Source organism: Rhizobium sp. Root1334, assembly GCF_001426665.1.
Lineage (GTDB): Bacteria > Pseudomonadota > Alphaproteobacteria > Rhizobiales > Rhizobiaceae > Pararhizobium.
Window position 1 is genome coordinate 1,005,256 of record NZ_LMEY01000001.1, and the last position, 13,463, is coordinate 1,018,718.

Annotated in this window: 14 protein-coding genes and 1 tRNA gene; 8 read left to right on the forward strand and 7 right to left on the reverse strand. The window is 59.3% G+C overall.

The annotated features are described in order from the left end of the window. Nucleotides 1–9: 9 nt before the first annotated feature. Entirely contained in the window at nt 10–1,152 is a 1,143-nt protein-coding gene (locus ASD36_RS04830) for a hypothetical protein (RefSeq protein ID WP_060500649.1), read from the reverse strand. Continuing rightward, the gene (locus ASD36_RS30465) at nt 1,149–1,289 is read right to left on the reverse strand and encodes a hypothetical protein (RefSeq protein WP_156393805.1); all 141 of its coding nucleotides are present in this window, start codon (nt 1,287–1,289) and stop codon (nt 1,149–1,151) included. Before ASD36_RS30465 ends, ASD36_RS04830 begins: the two co-directional genes overlap by 4 nt. A gap of 238 nt (nt 1,290–1,527) precedes the next feature. Here ASD36_RS30465 and ASD36_RS04835 point away from each other — a divergent pair, with 238 nt between their 5' ends. Further along, complete coding sequence (locus ASD36_RS04835; RefSeq protein WP_060500650.1) at nt 1,528–2,487, forward strand: nitronate monooxygenase family protein; 960 nt, start codon at nt 1,528–1,530, stop codon at nt 2,485–2,487. Between the two features lie 123 nt (nt 2,488–2,610). After that, nucleotides 2,611–2,686 (forward strand) — tRNA-Thr (locus ASD36_RS04840). A gap of 101 nt (nt 2,687–2,787) precedes the next feature. On the opposite strand, the gene ASD36_RS04845 is transcribed toward ASD36_RS04840, so the two are convergent. Next, nucleotides 2,788–3,090: a hypothetical protein gene (locus ASD36_RS04845; RefSeq protein ID WP_060500652.1), complete on the reverse strand. Its 303-nt coding sequence runs from the start codon at nt 3,088–3,090 to the stop codon at nt 2,788–2,790. 268 nt (nt 3,091–3,358) lie between these two features. Here ASD36_RS04845 and ASD36_RS31000 point away from each other — a divergent pair, with 268 nt between their 5' ends. Together ASD36_RS31000 and ASD36_RS04850 are read left to right on the forward strand one after the other, a co-directional pair. Next, on the forward strand, nt 3,359–3,520 hold the full coding sequence (locus ASD36_RS31000) for a hypothetical protein (protein WP_164491957.1): 162 nt from the start codon (nt 3,359–3,361) through the stop codon (nt 3,518–3,520). 191 nt (nt 3,521–3,711) lie between these two features. Then, complete coding sequence (locus ASD36_RS04850; protein ID WP_060500654.1) at nt 3,712–3,900, forward strand: hypothetical protein; 189 nt, start codon at nt 3,712–3,714, stop codon at nt 3,898–3,900. A gap of 38 nt (nt 3,901–3,938) precedes the next feature. On the opposite strand, the gene ASD36_RS04855 is transcribed toward ASD36_RS04850, so the two are convergent. The 3 genes from ASD36_RS04855 to ASD36_RS04865 form a co-directional block, all read right to left on the reverse strand. Beyond that, nucleotides 3,939–4,766: a bifunctional allantoicase/(S)-ureidoglycine aminohydrolase gene (locus ASD36_RS04855; protein WP_060500657.1), complete on the reverse strand. Its 828-nt coding sequence runs from the start codon at nt 4,764–4,766 to the stop codon at nt 3,939–3,941. Nucleotides 4,767–4,954: 188 nt separating this feature from the next. Then, nucleotides 4,955–6,112: an AI-2E family transporter gene (locus ASD36_RS04860; protein WP_060500659.1), complete on the reverse strand. Its 1,158-nt coding sequence runs from the start codon at nt 6,110–6,112 to the stop codon at nt 4,955–4,957. A gap of 196 nt (nt 6,113–6,308) precedes the next feature. Next, nucleotides 6,309–7,511, reverse strand: coding sequence for an MFS transporter (locus tag ASD36_RS04865; protein WP_060500662.1), 1,203 nt, complete (start codon nt 7,509–7,511; stop codon nt 6,309–6,311). Between the two features lie 393 nt (nt 7,512–7,904). On the opposite strand from ASD36_RS04865, the gene ASD36_RS04870 reads away from it, so the two are divergent. From ASD36_RS04870 to ASD36_RS04880, 3 genes are all read left to right on the forward strand, one after another. Further along, nucleotides 7,905–9,605, forward strand: coding sequence for a long-chain fatty acid--CoA ligase (locus ASD36_RS04870; protein ID WP_060501375.1), 1,701 nt, complete (start codon nt 7,905–7,907; stop codon nt 9,603–9,605). A 443-nt stretch (nt 9,606–10,048) separates the two neighbouring features. After that, entirely contained in the window at nt 10,049–11,674 is a 1,626-nt protein-coding gene (gene pgi, locus ASD36_RS04875; protein ID WP_060500664.1) for a glucose-6-phosphate isomerase, read from the forward strand. A 134-nt stretch (nt 11,675–11,808) separates the two neighbouring features. Continuing rightward, complete coding sequence (locus ASD36_RS04880; protein ID WP_082511916.1) at nt 11,809–12,051, forward strand: hypothetical protein; 243 nt, start codon at nt 11,809–11,811, stop codon at nt 12,049–12,051. A 27-nt stretch (nt 12,052–12,078) separates the two neighbouring features. Here the strand turns inward: ASD36_RS04880 and ASD36_RS04885 are convergent, their stop codons facing one another. Next, on the reverse strand, nt 12,079–12,966 hold the full coding sequence (locus ASD36_RS04885; protein ID WP_060500668.1) for a LysR family transcriptional regulator: 888 nt from the start codon (nt 12,964–12,966) through the stop codon (nt 12,079–12,081). Between the two features lie 129 nt (nt 12,967–13,095). On the opposite strand from ASD36_RS04885, the gene ASD36_RS04890 reads away from it, so the two are divergent. Further along, nucleotides 13,096–13,449, forward strand: coding sequence for an antibiotic biosynthesis monooxygenase (locus ASD36_RS04890; RefSeq protein WP_060500672.1), 354 nt, complete (start codon nt 13,096–13,098; stop codon nt 13,447–13,449). The last annotated feature ends 14 nt before the right edge of the window (nt 13,450–13,463 follow it).

A 13,463-nucleotide genomic window follows, 5' to 3' on the forward strand; every position in this document is an offset into this window, starting at 1 on the left:
CCAAAAAGCTTATTGGCCGGGAAGGACCCGCACCGCATAGACGCTGACGCTGTTGCCGGCACCCGTGACATCGCTGTTGATCAGGATATGTCCAGGCGAACTCGGGGCAAGACTGCGATCGAATGTCACCTGGAACAGCATGTCGTTCTTTTCATCGTTCACCGTGAACCGGTGGCGGCCGCAATCGCCGAGCGAGGCAAAATCGCATTCGACAGAAAATTGCGTCTGCTTACCGGTATCCGCCTGAACGCTGAGGGCGACAGTCGATGTCTTGCCGGAAATCTGCTCAAGCACCGAAACAGGAATCTCGATCGACACATTGCCGTCGGCATCCGCCGTCGCCGAGGTGATACGAAGACGCTGGCCACGCTCGTCGCTGACGGGATCGGCAGCAGCACGGCTACTGGCCTTGACGTTGCTTGCATCAGCAGGTGTGAAGACCTCAACCCAATCGCCGGAAAAGCCCGCTTGCGCTCCAAGCGTCTTCAAACCGGCCGCGCCGTCGAAATCCTCCGATTGCACTGTCGAGGGCGGATTGGCGACACTGGTATCGCGCTCTGCCGCCGTTTTCAAAAGTCCGCTGGTTTCAACCCACCACGCCCCCATGACCACCGCTGCAACCAGCGTGGTGATGACCATGACGAAGGAGAGAAAACTGCCGCGCTTGCGCCGCCGGGGTTTTACTGCCGCCGCATCTGCCTTTGCGGCCTTGCCGCGCTTGCCGGCGGCCGGTTCCGTCAAGGGTGCCGTGTCCGCAGCACGCGCGCCGTCGCGGCGCTCCGGACGCAGGCCCGCAAGGCCACCATCCGCAACAGGACTACCGGTACGACCCGCATGCCGTTCGGATGGCATGCGGATGTCGTGATCAAGCTCTGCCGAAGGAACCGGCGCGCTGCGGGTCTCAACCTGGATCGGCGGCGGCACGGATGCAGCGGCTTTCAGGCTGGCGCGCTCCTCCAATTCGATGGCGTGAATGACGCCTTCGAGCCGGTGGCGCTGCTGGGCAATCACCTCGGGATCGTGCACATCCTGCTTTCTAAGGCCGGCCTCCAGCGCGTTGCGCGCCGATTGATAGATGCGCGCACGCGTTTCGGAGTTCGCCCGCTCGGAGCGTTCCAACGCCTGTCTGATAGCAGTTTCCAGTCCGCTCACTCTTCGTCCTTCTTGGTGCAGGCATTCACGCCCTTGCAAAGCATACTGCGCGCATCGAAAGCCGAAGCGGCCGGATTGCTGTTACCCAAAAACCATGCACGACCGGCTACGGGCCTTACAATCAAATCCATCGTCATGGCCTGACATCCTTTTAGGAAACCCGGCACGCTTTTGAATATGTTAACAATTGGGTAACGGTTGACGCTGCGATCTGCAAGCCTCGCGCATCAAACGGGCCATCAGCGCCGGGGAAAACCCGGTGGTTTTGGCCGAACCATGACCAGCAGCCACGACAAATCGGCCTTGCAAAACACAAAGCCGCTGCTAAGGTTCTTACGTTTACGGAAACGTCAAATAACAAACCGGGAGTGAACCTTGTCCCTGCCAGCCATCCTCAACGGCACCACGCGCCTGCCCGTCGTCGCAGCACCGCTCTTCATCATCTCGCACCCCGCCCTGACGCTGGCGCAGTGCAAGGCCGGTGTCGTCGGCTCGTTTCCGGCCTTGAATGCGCGGCCGGAGGCACAGCTGGACGAATGGCTGGCCGAGATCACCGAAGACCTCGCCGCTCACAATTCCCGTAATCCCGGCAGGCCGGCAGCCCCCTTCGCGGTCAACCAGATCGTCCACAAGTCCAACAAACGGCTTGAGCACGACCTGATGCTCTGCGTCAAATACAAGGTGCCGATCGTCATTTCCTCGCTTGGCGCTGTGCCCGAGGTCAATGCGGCCATCCATTCCTATGGCGGCATCGTGCTGCACGACGTGATCAACAACCGCCACGCCAACTCGGCCATCCGCAAGGGCGCCGACGGACTGATCGCCGTTGCGGCCGGTGCTGGCGGCCATGCGGGCACGCTCTCTCCCTTCGCCCTTATCCAGGAGATCCGCACGTGGTTTGATGGACCCCTGCTGTTGTCCGGGGCAATCTCGACCGGCGGCGCGGTTCTGGCTGCACAGGCAATGGGAGCCGACATGGCCTATATCGGCTCGCCCTTCATCGCCACGACCGAGGCGCGCGCCAGCGACGCCTACAAGCAGATGATTGTCGGCAGCAGCGCCAGCGACATCGTCTACTCCAACTTCTTCACCGGCATTCACGGCAACTATCTCAAGCCCTCGATTGCCGCTGCCGGCATGGACCCCGACCATCTACCGGAAGCCGATCCTTCCAAGATGGATTTCGAGACGGCCACGACCGGCGCCAAGGCCTGGAAGGATATCTGGGGCTGCGGCCAGGGTATCGGCGCCGTCACGGAAATCGCTCCCACCGCCAATCTCGTCGACAGGCTGGCCGAGGAATATGCGGCAGCAAGGCAAAAACTGGCGCTGTAGAAGGCGCCATTCGAACTGCCGGAAGCTTTTTTCCCGTTCTCAAAACTGATGGCTTGAAATCGCATCCGTTTGCAGGTATCAGCCCCTCACACATCGTTTCGCGGCATCGCGCAACGCATGCTGGCCGCTTTAGCTCAGGTGGTAGAGCACATCATTCGTAATGATGGGGTCGCAGGTTCGAGTCCTGCAAGCGGCACCAGTTTTCTCCCAAAAAGCATGACGAGAACAGGCCTTTACGAGGCTGCGTGGATTCCCGTCACTCCAAAGTCTAGCACTCAAGGCGCAACAGGCTCGCTCCGGTCAGTTAGCCAGTTGGTAATAGGGATCTTCCCTGTAGGTCGCACCGACGTAGCAATTCGTCCCGAAGCATCGGGGGCTTCTGCGGTCTCCCGATTGAACGTAGAAAACGCGCGGACTGCGCCGATGATAATAGCTCGGCCCTTGCCTGACGTCGTAATAGCGCTGCTCTATCACCACCCGCTCGCGATAGGCGGTGGGCACAGGCGCATTGGTATAGAGATATCCGCTGTCATCGACGCAACCGGACAAGATCGCGCCGGACGCTCCGAGGGCAATGAGAATCATAACTAACTTGTGGCTCATGCTTCCTCCAGAATGGGGAGATGGCGCGACGTTGAAACAGGGCAAGTCCTTTTATCTGGGTATGTTTTCAGATTTCCGGCCGATCTGCAAATCCAATGACGGTGCGCGGACGCGGAACACGAAAATGACGCCGCAGGACTGTTCAAATCCTTAATCGAAGGTTAATGCGAAGCGTAGCACCACATCGGGATGTTCAAGCCCGGCGCAAGCGACGCAACCTATCTTGCCCTCACCTCCGGCATGATGCCGGGCAGCAGAGGACAATGACATGTCGAACATCATCGAATATTCAGGCGAGCCCAACGACGCAGCCATCGCGCTTTTTCTTCAGGACGACAACGGCGACAAGCTGACCGATATTCTGGTGGACGCACTCGACGAGGCCTTCCGGATTCTGAGCGACGACCTGGTTGGCGGATCATTGAACTAACGCAGCCCTAGCTCCAAAAAAGCTGCACGACTCCCGGATGTCTTACAACAGGTGTAGGATCGGTGCGGCACGCATGGCGTCCTCGATCGCGCTTCGCCCGAAAACATGGTTAATTTTTTAACTATTTTCCGGCTATCACCGGAACGGTTCGGCGAACTGGCCGTTGATGCGAAAAACCGGGAGGACCTGCGATGATCTTCAATCTTCTCAAGGCAAAGCGCGATGACGCTGACGATACCGGCACCTATGCCGACGGCGTTTTTGAGCTGACGGCATCTGAAATCAAGTCTGAACCGCGGCGCCTCCGTGGCCATATGGCCCATCAACGCGATTATGGCAGCGACCGGGCGATCGCGCCCATTCCCGCCGGATTTGCCTGAGGCTTTCCGGCAGGAACACGCGACACACTTGCCGCAGCTTAGGCGCGCGGCTTCAGTTTCATGTGGCGGTTGACGTCCTTGTAGAGCAGATAGCGGAACTTTCCGGGGCCGCCAGCATAGCAGGCCTGCGGGCAGAAGGCGCGCAGCCACATGTAGTCGCCGGCCTCGACTTCGACCCAATCCTGATTGAGCCGGTAGACGGCCTTGCCTTCCAGCACATAGAGCCCGTGCTCCATGACATGGGTTTCTGCAAACGGGATGACGGCGCCTGGCTCGAAGGTGACGATCGTTACGTGCATGTCGTGGCGCAGGTCGTTGGGATCGACAAAACGGGTCGTTGCCCATTTGCCTTCGGTGCCAGCCATCGGTGACGGCGCAATATCCGCTTCGTTGAGGAAAAGAGGTGTCGGGACATCGAGTCCCTCGACAAATTCATACGCCTTGCGGATCCAGTGGAACCGAACCGTCTGGCCGGAGGTATTGCGCACCGACCACTTGCTCGCGGGCGGGATGAAGGCATAGCCGCCCGGGCGCATCTGATGCGCTTCGCCATTGAGCGTCACCGTCAGTTCGCCCTCGACGATGAACAGCACACCTTCGGCGCCATCGTCGAGTTCCGGCCGGTCGCTGCCCCCCCCGGGCGCGACTTCCATGATGTACTGCGAGAAGGTCTCGGCAAAACCGGAGAGCGGACGCGACAGAACCCAGAGCCGGGTATCTTCCCAGAACGGCAGGAAGCTGGTGACGATATCCATCATCACGCCCTTGGGAATGATGGCATAGGCTTCGGTAAAGACGGCGCGGTCCGTCAACAGTTGGGTTTGCGCTGGCGCGCCACCCGTGGGGGCGTAATAGGTGCGGTTCATCTGCTTTCCTGAACTTTCGAATGGATCAGCCATGACAGCGGCGGGATGCCATCAGGCATCAAAAACCATTAGCGCAACACGGCGCGCAGATCACGCGGCAATTCCCACCAATCTCTGGATTCACTTTCGCGCAAGAGAAGGAAATCGGCTTGGCGCGGATAAGGGTTGGCGCGATCAGGACGACGCCGTCAGTCTGGCTTGATGATCGTGCCTGGTGGCGTTGGAGCCGTCACCTCGCGCAACCATTCCCGCCAGATCGATACGAGCAGCGCCATCAGCACCGGTCCGACGAACAGGCCGAGGAAGCCCATCGTCTTGACGCCGCCGACGAGCCCGAAGAATGTCGGCAGGAAGGGCAGCTTGATGGGGCCGCCGACCAGCCTTGGCCGAAGCGTCTTGTCGACAATGAACAGTTCGACCGTTCCCCAGACGAAAAGCGCCGCGCCGGCCACGGGCGACCCGCTGGCGACGAGATAGATCGACACGAGTGTGAAGCACAGCGGCGCACCGCCGGGAACGAGTGCCATCATGCCGGTGATGATGCCGAGCGTCACCGGTGACGGAACGCCCGCCATCCAATAGGCGATCCCCAGCACGATACCTTCGCCGATGGCGATGACACCCATGCCGGTCACCGTCGAGCTGATGGTCAAGGGCACGATGCGCGAAACGCGCTCCCAGCGCATCGGCAGTATCCGTTCACCCAGGTGATCAAGTTGAGAGACGAGCTTTTCTCCGTTACGATAGACGAAGAAAAGCGTGATCAACATGAACAGAAGCGTCAGCATCGACTGGAAAGCCGATGCGCCGACGACAAGCACGCCGCGATAGATATTGCCGATATTGGACCCACTGACGAGCTGCACCAGTTCGCCGAGCGCACCGGGATGGCCGACATATTTTGCCCACTGGACACTCAGCCAAACGCCGATGCCGGGGATTTGCGTCAGCCACACCGGCACCGGTGCACCGGCGGCGTTGGTCTCGATCGTCCAGACGGCCCAGTTATGGACCTCATCGACCGCATAGACGGCTGCAAGCGAGATAGGCGCGACAATGAAGGAAATCACCGCAATGATGGCAATCGTCGCCCCGATCGTCCGGTTGCCACCGATAGCGCCAAGAAGCCTGCGGTAGATCGGCCAGCTGGCGAAACCGATGACGAGGGCCGCCAGTACCGGCACGAGAAAGCCATGGAAGAAATAGACGCCTGCCAAGAGAACGAAGACCAGAAGCCAGCGCGCAGCCGCAATCGGGCCAACCAGCGCCGAACGTTCATAGGCCGTCCGCCCGAAAAGCCGCGGTTCCGACGGCAGTTCACCGCGCTCACGATTGCTCAATTGCAAAAGGCATTCCTCCAAGTGTCACTCAAGATGACAGCAAAACTCACGGCTAGCCAGCGTGTTTCCATTACCAGCGGTAACCCGTCAACATGCGGCATAAGTAAGTATGCCCGCATGGTCAACACAAGCCGATGACAAACAATAACAACCGGGAAGAACAACGGCCGGACGCAGCATCATTTTGCCGAAGGCCTCGCCTTTAAGCGGTTGCAACCTTCGAGCGGTCGAGGAAGACTGACGACAGGAAAATGCCGATGCCCGCCACAGACATCATCGCGCCCACAAGGCCGGTCGATGTCCAGCCGTAACCGGCCGCAATGGAGAGGCCGCCGAGCCAGGCCCCGAGCGCATTGGCCAAATTGAAGGCCGAATGGCTGGCGGCGGCCGCCAGGGTCTGCGCCTCGCCCGCCACATCCATCAACCGCATCTGGATACCCGGCACGACGGCAAAGCCCCCACCGATAAGCAGAACGTTGATCACCGCCATCCACGGCGTTGTCATGGTGAAGTAGAACAGTACGTAGGCGACGAGGTTGAAGACCAGTGCGATACCGATCGCCGGCATCAGCTTCCAGTCGGCCAGACGCGAACCGACGATATTGCCAAGGATCATACCCGCGCCGAACACGGACAGCATGATCGGAACAGTTCCAAGCGATATGCCGGCAACTTCGGTCAGGGCCGGAGTGATATAGCTGAAGACTGCAAACATGCCGCCGCAACCGATGGCGCAGATGCCGAGCGTCAGCCAGACCTGGCTCTTGCCGAGAGCACCCAGTTCCTTCAATGGCGTAGCTGCTGGATTGGCCTTGTCCTTTGGCACGAAAAGCCATGTCAGCACGACCGTCAGCACACTGATGGCGCCGACAATGGCAAAGGCGGCGCGCCAGCCGAGCGCCTGGCCGAACCACGCAGCAAGCGGCGTGCCGAGCAGGGTCGCAACCGTCAGGCCCATCATGACGCGGCCGATGGCGCGCGCCCGCTGGTGCGGAGCCGCCATGCCGGCGGCGACCAAAGCCGCCACGCCGAAAAAGGCGCCATGCGGCAGGCCAGCGAGAAAGCGGGCGGCAACCAGAAGGCCGAAACTTCCGGCGGCGGCGCTGGCAAGATTACCAAGCGCAAACAGGCTCATCAGGGCAAGCAGAACATTGTGCCTTGAAAACCGCGCGGCCAGTACGGCGATGAGCGGCGCACCTACAACAACACCGATCGCATAGGCACTGATGACGTGGCCAGCAAAGGGTACCGAAACCGAAAGATCGCCGGCCACCTGCGGCAAAAGCCCCATGATGGCGAATTCACCGGTGCCGATGCCAAAGCCACCGACGGCAAGGGCCAATTCTGCACTGGACATGCCGCCCCAGCGAGCGGCCGGAACGGAAGAAAGAGCGTCGTCTGACATAGCAAGTCCTGCCTGGAGCCGCATCGGCCCAAAGGATTTTCGTTCTGAAATGGGAAGCCAAGGCGGAAACGGGAGGAAAGCCTGGGCGCTATTGCAATGCAATATACCCTTTTGCGCCTGCTCGCAAAGAGATTGATGCGGCGAGATACCACGAAATCTGGCCGGATGCACACCACTTATTGACGTTTACGTCAAGGTCATATAATCCGGAATGATCTTGATGGCGTGCAACAAAAGCCCCATCTTGACCGGGCGGAGAATCTGGAGGGATTTTCGCTGATGCGCAGTGCGCTTTCCGGAGACATTTTCGGACAGGGTTGCGCATGGAAAAGGGAGAGACGGTGCGCTTCTTTTTTTGGCTGCGCGGCGACGGATCGATGAGGGAGAGAGATGATGCCTGATACATTGATGCAGACCCCAGGCCCGCAAACGGCCAAACCCTGGCTTCAATCCTACCCGCCGGGCATGCCAGCCCATATTGATCCCCTACCCTATGCTTCGATCGGCGATCTCTTCGCGCAATCCTGCAAGAAATATGCTGATCGCGCCGCCTTCACCTGCATGGGCAAAACGCTGACATTCGGCGACCTCGATGCGCAGAGCCGCAAGATTGGCGCGTGGCTGCAATCGACCGGCCTTGCCAAGGGTGACCGCGTTGCCGTGATGATGCCGAACATCCTGCAGAATCCGGTGATTGTCTTTGGTATCCTCCGGGCCGGCTATACGGTGGTCAACGTTAACCCACTCTACACGCCTCGCGAACTGGAACACCAGTTGAAGGATTCCGGCGCCAAGGCGATCTTCGTGCTGGAAAACTTCGCCCACACCGTCGAGCAGGTGGCGGCACGCACGGATCTGAAGCATACAGTCGTTGCGACGATGGGCGATCTTCTCGGCCTCAAAGGGCTGATCGTCAATATCGTCGTGCGCAAGGTGAAGAAGCTCGTGCCTGCCTGGTCGTTGCCGGGGCATCTGTCCTTCAAGGCGGCGCTGGCAAAGGGTGCCGGTCAGACGCTCAAGGCCGTCGATGTGAAGCCCGGCGATGTCGCATTCCTGCAATATACCGGCGGCACGACAGGCGTCTCCAAGGGCGCCACGCTGACCCATTCCAACCTTTTATCGAACATGTCTCAGATGGGGCTCTGGTTGGAAACAGCCTTCCTCGACAAGAAGCGCCCTGACCGGCTGGTGTTCCTCTGCGCCCTGCCGCTCTACCATATCTTCGCCCTGACGGTGAATTCGCTGATGGGCCTGAGCACCGGCGGCGAGAACATCCTGATCCCCAACCCGCGCGACATTCCGGCTTTCGTCAAGGAAATCGCCAAGTACAGGGTCAATATCTTTCCCGGCCTCAACACGCTGTTCAACGCCTTGATGAACAATGCCGATTTTCAGAAGCTGAACTTTTCCGACCTGGCGCTGACCTTTGGCGGCGGCATGGCTGTGCAGCGCCCTGTCGCGGAACGCTGGGAAAAAATGACCGGCTCGCCGATCAAGGAAGGCTACGGCCTGTCGGAAACCTCACCAGTTGCGACCGCCAACCGGCTCGATGGCAATGCGTTTACCGGCACGATCGGCCTGCCGCTGCCGTCGACCGATGTCGAGATTCGCGACGAGGACGGCAACACCCTGCCGCTCGGCGATATCGGCGAAATTTGCATCCGCGGGCCGCAGGTCATGGCCGGCTACTGGCAGCGGCCGGATGAAACCGCCAAAGCCATCTCCGCCGACGGCTTCTTCCGTTCTGGCGATATCGGTTTCATGAACCCGGAAGGGTTGGTCAAAATTGTCGACCGCAAGAAGGACATGATCCTGGTTTCCGGCTTCAACGTCTTCCCCAACGAGATCGAGGAAGTGGCGATGACCCTCGCCGGCATTCTCGAATGCGCCGCCATCGGCGTGCCGGACGAACATTCGGGCGAGGCCGTCAAGCTGTTCGTCGTCAAGAGGGACCCGAACCTGACGGAAGCGGACGTCAAGGCGCATTGCGCGGCGAACCTCACCAACTACAAGCGGCCAAGATTTGTCGAGTTTCGCACCGAACTGCCGAAATCGAATGTTGGCAAGATTCTGCGCAAAGACCTGCGCGGGTAAAGGCTGCGTTCGCTTGTAAGAGTGCCGCAAAACATCTATTTTGGCGGAGTGGTGACTGGAGCGTGAACTCCAGCCACCTTTGCTAGGCTAAGAAATTGACCCGCACGGTGATTAACCAGCTCGTGCGGATTTTTCCTATGCCAAACGTGACGCTAAATGGCCGGAACCACATAGATCACCTCCACATTCGAGGACAGGGCTGTGTCCTGCTACAGTCCGGAAAGCCCATCTGTCCGGATGCGCCAGCTGGTTTGACGTTGCTGCTTAGCCCTCTAACGCGAAGAGCATACGGCAAATACGCCCACCTGCAACCATAAGGCGATATTTGATCGTCGCCCGAAAAAGCCGCTGGGCTTTTTTAGTGTTGGCATGAGGACAGACTTGATTTGCCAAGGGCAAAGCGACTAGCTATCGCAACCCTTCCGCAACGCAAGGAACCTGCCATGAGCGCGCTTGTCGAACAGCTGAAATCCACCGTTTCCGACACCAACGCAACAGACATCCGGGCTGCTTTCGCGAGCGATCCCAAGCGTTTCGCCAAATACAGCGTCACGCTGGACGACATGCTGTTCGATTATTCGAAATGCGCCGTCAACGACAAGGTGCTGGACGGGCTGGAAGCCATCGCCAAGGCTGCGAAAGTTGCCGAGAAGCGAGACGCGATGTTTGCAGGCGATATCATCAACATCACCGAAGGCCGCGCCGTACTGCACACCGCGCTGCGCAACCGTTCCAACACACCGGTCCTGGTCGATGGCAGGGATGTGATGCCGGATGTCAACGCCGTGCTTGCAGCCATGGGCGTCTTTTCCGACGGCATCCGCTCGGGCACACTGAAGGGCGCCACCGGCAAGAAGATCACCGATGTCATCAATATCGGCATCGGCGGCTCGGACCTCGGCCCCGTCATGGCGACCCTGGCATTGGCGCCCAATCACGATGGCCCGCGCCTGCATTTCGTCTCCAACATCGATGGCGCGCATATCGCCGACACGCTGAAGCTGCTCGACGCGGAAACGTCGCTGTTCATCGTTGCATCCAAGACCTTCACCACCATTGAGACGATGACCAATGCCGCGACCGCGCGGGCGTTCATTGCCGAAAAGCTTGGCGAAAAGGCCGTCGGCCATCATTTCTGCGCCGTCTCGACAGCGCTCGACAAGGTTGCCGCCTTCGGCATCGACGCGGACCGCATCTTCGGTTTCTGGGATTGGGTCGGCGGACGCTACTCGATCTGGTCAGCGATCGGCCTGCCGCTGATGATTGCCATCGGCAAGGAGAATTTTGGCGAGTTCCTGGCCGGTGCGCACGCGATCGACAACCATTTCCGCACGGCCCCCTTGCGCGAAAACATCCCGATGCTGCTCGGTCTTCTCGGCTTCTACCATCGCAACGTGCTCGGTTACGCCACCCGCGCCATCCTGCCCTACGATCAGCGCCTGTCGCGTTTCCCGGCCTATCTGCAGCAGCTGGACATGGAATCAAACGGCAAGGGTGTGACGCTGGACGGAACACCGGTCGAGGGCAATTCCGGCCCGGTCGTCTGGGGCGAGCCCGGCACCAACGGTCAGCACGCTTTCTATCAGCTGATCCATCAGGGCACGAGCATCATCCCGGCCGAATTCATGATCGCCGCCAACGGCCATGAGCCAAACCTGCGCCACCAGCACCAGCTTTTGATGGCCAATTGCCTTGCCCAATCGGAAGCATTGATGAAGGGCAGGACGCTCGCTGAAGCCAAGGCCCAAATGGCGTCGAAGGGCCTGGACAAGGACTTCATCGACCGGATCGCCCCGCACCGCGTCTTTACAGGCAACCGTCCATCGCTGACATTCGTCTATGACCAGATGACGCCATTCACGTTCGGCCGCCTGATTGCTCTTTATGAACACCGCGTTTTCGTTGAAGGCGCCCTGTTCAACATCAACTCCTTCGACCAGTGGGGTGTCGAACTCGGCAAGGAACTGGCAACAGGCCTGCTGCCGGTCGTTGAAGGCAAGGAAAGCGCTACCGGTCACGACAGCTCCACAGCAGGCCTGGTTGCCGCCTTGCTGAAGGCAGCGAAATAACGCTGCTCCATCCAACCGCGATGAATACAGGCTGAACGCACAATTCAGCCTGTATTCGGACACAATGCGCTATCCCTGAACCTGCGTCCTCAAGCCGGAGAAATCTCCAGCGGCGCATGGGTTCGGGGCATAACGTGGAACACTATTTCTTCGATCTGCATTTCGGCAATGAACAGGTTGTCGATGAAGAAGGCGTCGACCATTTCGACGTCGGATCGGCCGTCTATTATGGCCAGAGGATTGCCGACAGGATTGGCCGCGATAGCGATTATCGCTCGCTCACCGTCCATGTGCGTACCTTCGAAGGTTCGCTCTTGGCCGTCGTCGCCGCCTCGGCTGGCCGCGGATACGAGCAACTGGCCTTGATGAGCAGATGACGAGCTGAGCAGCTGCCGCAGGCCGCATCATGTCCGGAACAGGTTTTCGCTCATGAACCTGACGAACGCCTGCACCTTTGGCGACAGATGCCGGCTGGACGGCCACAGAATGCTAAACTCGCCGACGTCCTCGATATAGTCGCCCAAAACCGGCACAAGCTTTCCCCCGGCGATCTGGGCGTGAACCGTGAAGAGCGGCAAACAGGCAAGGCCAAGCCCCTGCTCTGCCATGCTGACCAGCGGTTCCAGCGTGCTCGCCATGGAGGACACAGGCAGCTCCAATTTCCCCTGTTTGACATCATGCCTGAGCGGCCAGCGTTCGAGCTTCCCGGAAGACGGGTATTTGTGATGAAGGCAGATATGTGCCGACAGATCCTGAGGCTTTGCGGGAATTCCGAAGCGCGCCAGGTATTCCTCCGTTCCGACGATACGATGAGAGAATTTACCGACGCTGCGCATCATCAGGCGGCTATCGCTTATGTCTCCCGTTCGAACGACAGCGTCGAAACCCTCTTCAATCACATCGACCAGACGATCCGTGAAATCGAGATCGATGGAGACTTCCGGGAACAGGCGCATGAACTTGGTAATCGCCGGCATGAACAGCATGCCGGCAAGTGGCAGGCTGACGCGAAGACGGCCGCGCGGCGCGGCAAGCGTTTGCGACAGTTCCTGCTCCGCGGCTTCTATCTCGGAGAAAATCCGGCGGCAACGCTCGAGGAACATTGTGCCCTCTGCGGTGATCGCGATGCTGCGGGTACTGCGGTGAAACAGCCGGACACCAAGCCTCTTCTCCAGACGGGCCATTGCCTTGCCAACAGCCGACGAGGAGATACCGAGAACCTCCCCTGCTCCGACAAAGCTGCGGGTTTCCGCCACGATCACGAACACATTCAAGGAACCAATGGTTTCCACGACGACGCTCTATTACGGACATCCACGTCCGTTATCAACGGAGCCATAACCCGTTTTTCCAAGCGTCGCCACGCACTAAGTCTCGACCCGACGGCATTTTCCGTCGATCGTTTTGCGAATGGAGACAACGTGACTCACTCCCCAAAAGCCGAATTTCAAATCACTCCCCAGCCAACCGTATTTGTCGTGAACGTCATCCACGCCCACCCAGGCAAACAGGATGAGGCGTTCCAGATCATCCAGGACGTCGTGCACTATGTTGCCGAACGCAAGGCAGGCTTTCTCTGGAGCAACCTGTCGAAAAGCACCGACGGCAAAACCGTCGTCAACATCGAGGCAATCCACAGTGCTGACAATGTCGACGAATTTTTCTCCGATCCCGTCTTCGTGGAAAAATTCAAATCCCTCGACACCGTGTCCACAAGCGAATTTCATATCTACAAGGTCGGAGATCTCGTCCTTCCCGCCTTGAGCGCACAATAGGATCAGCAGAACCG

Bases quoted from the DNA above. Each gene is read 5' to 3' on its own strand.
- ASD36_RS30465 (WP_156393805.1), bottom strand. From the start codon at position 1,289: ATGACGATGGATTTGATTGTAAGGCCCGTAGCCGGTCGTGCATGGTTT.
- ASD36_RS04845 (WP_060500652.1), bottom strand. From the start codon at position 3,090: ATGAGCCACAAGTTAGTTATGATTCTCATTGCCCTCGGAGCGTCCGGC.
- ASD36_RS31000 (WP_164491957.1), top strand. From the start codon at position 3,359: ATGTCGAACATCATCGAATATTCAGGCGAGCCCAACGACGCAGCCATC.
- ASD36_RS04850 (WP_060500654.1), top strand. From the start codon at position 3,712: ATGATCTTCAATCTTCTCAAGGCAAAGCGCGATGACGCTGACGATACC.
- ASD36_RS04855 (WP_060500657.1), bottom strand. From the start codon at position 4,766: ATGAACCGCACCTATTACGCCCCCACGGGTGGCGCGCCAGCGCAAACC.
- ASD36_RS04865 (WP_060500662.1), bottom strand. From the start codon at position 7,511: ATGTCAGACGACGCTCTTTCTTCCGTTCCGGCCGCTCGCTGGGGCGGC.
- ASD36_RS04870 (WP_060501375.1), top strand. From the start codon at position 7,905: ATGCCTGATACATTGATGCAGACCCCAGGCCCGCAAACGGCCAAACCC.
- pgi (WP_060500664.1), top strand. From the start codon at position 10,049: ATGAGCGCGCTTGTCGAACAGCTGAAATCCACCGTTTCCGACACCAAC.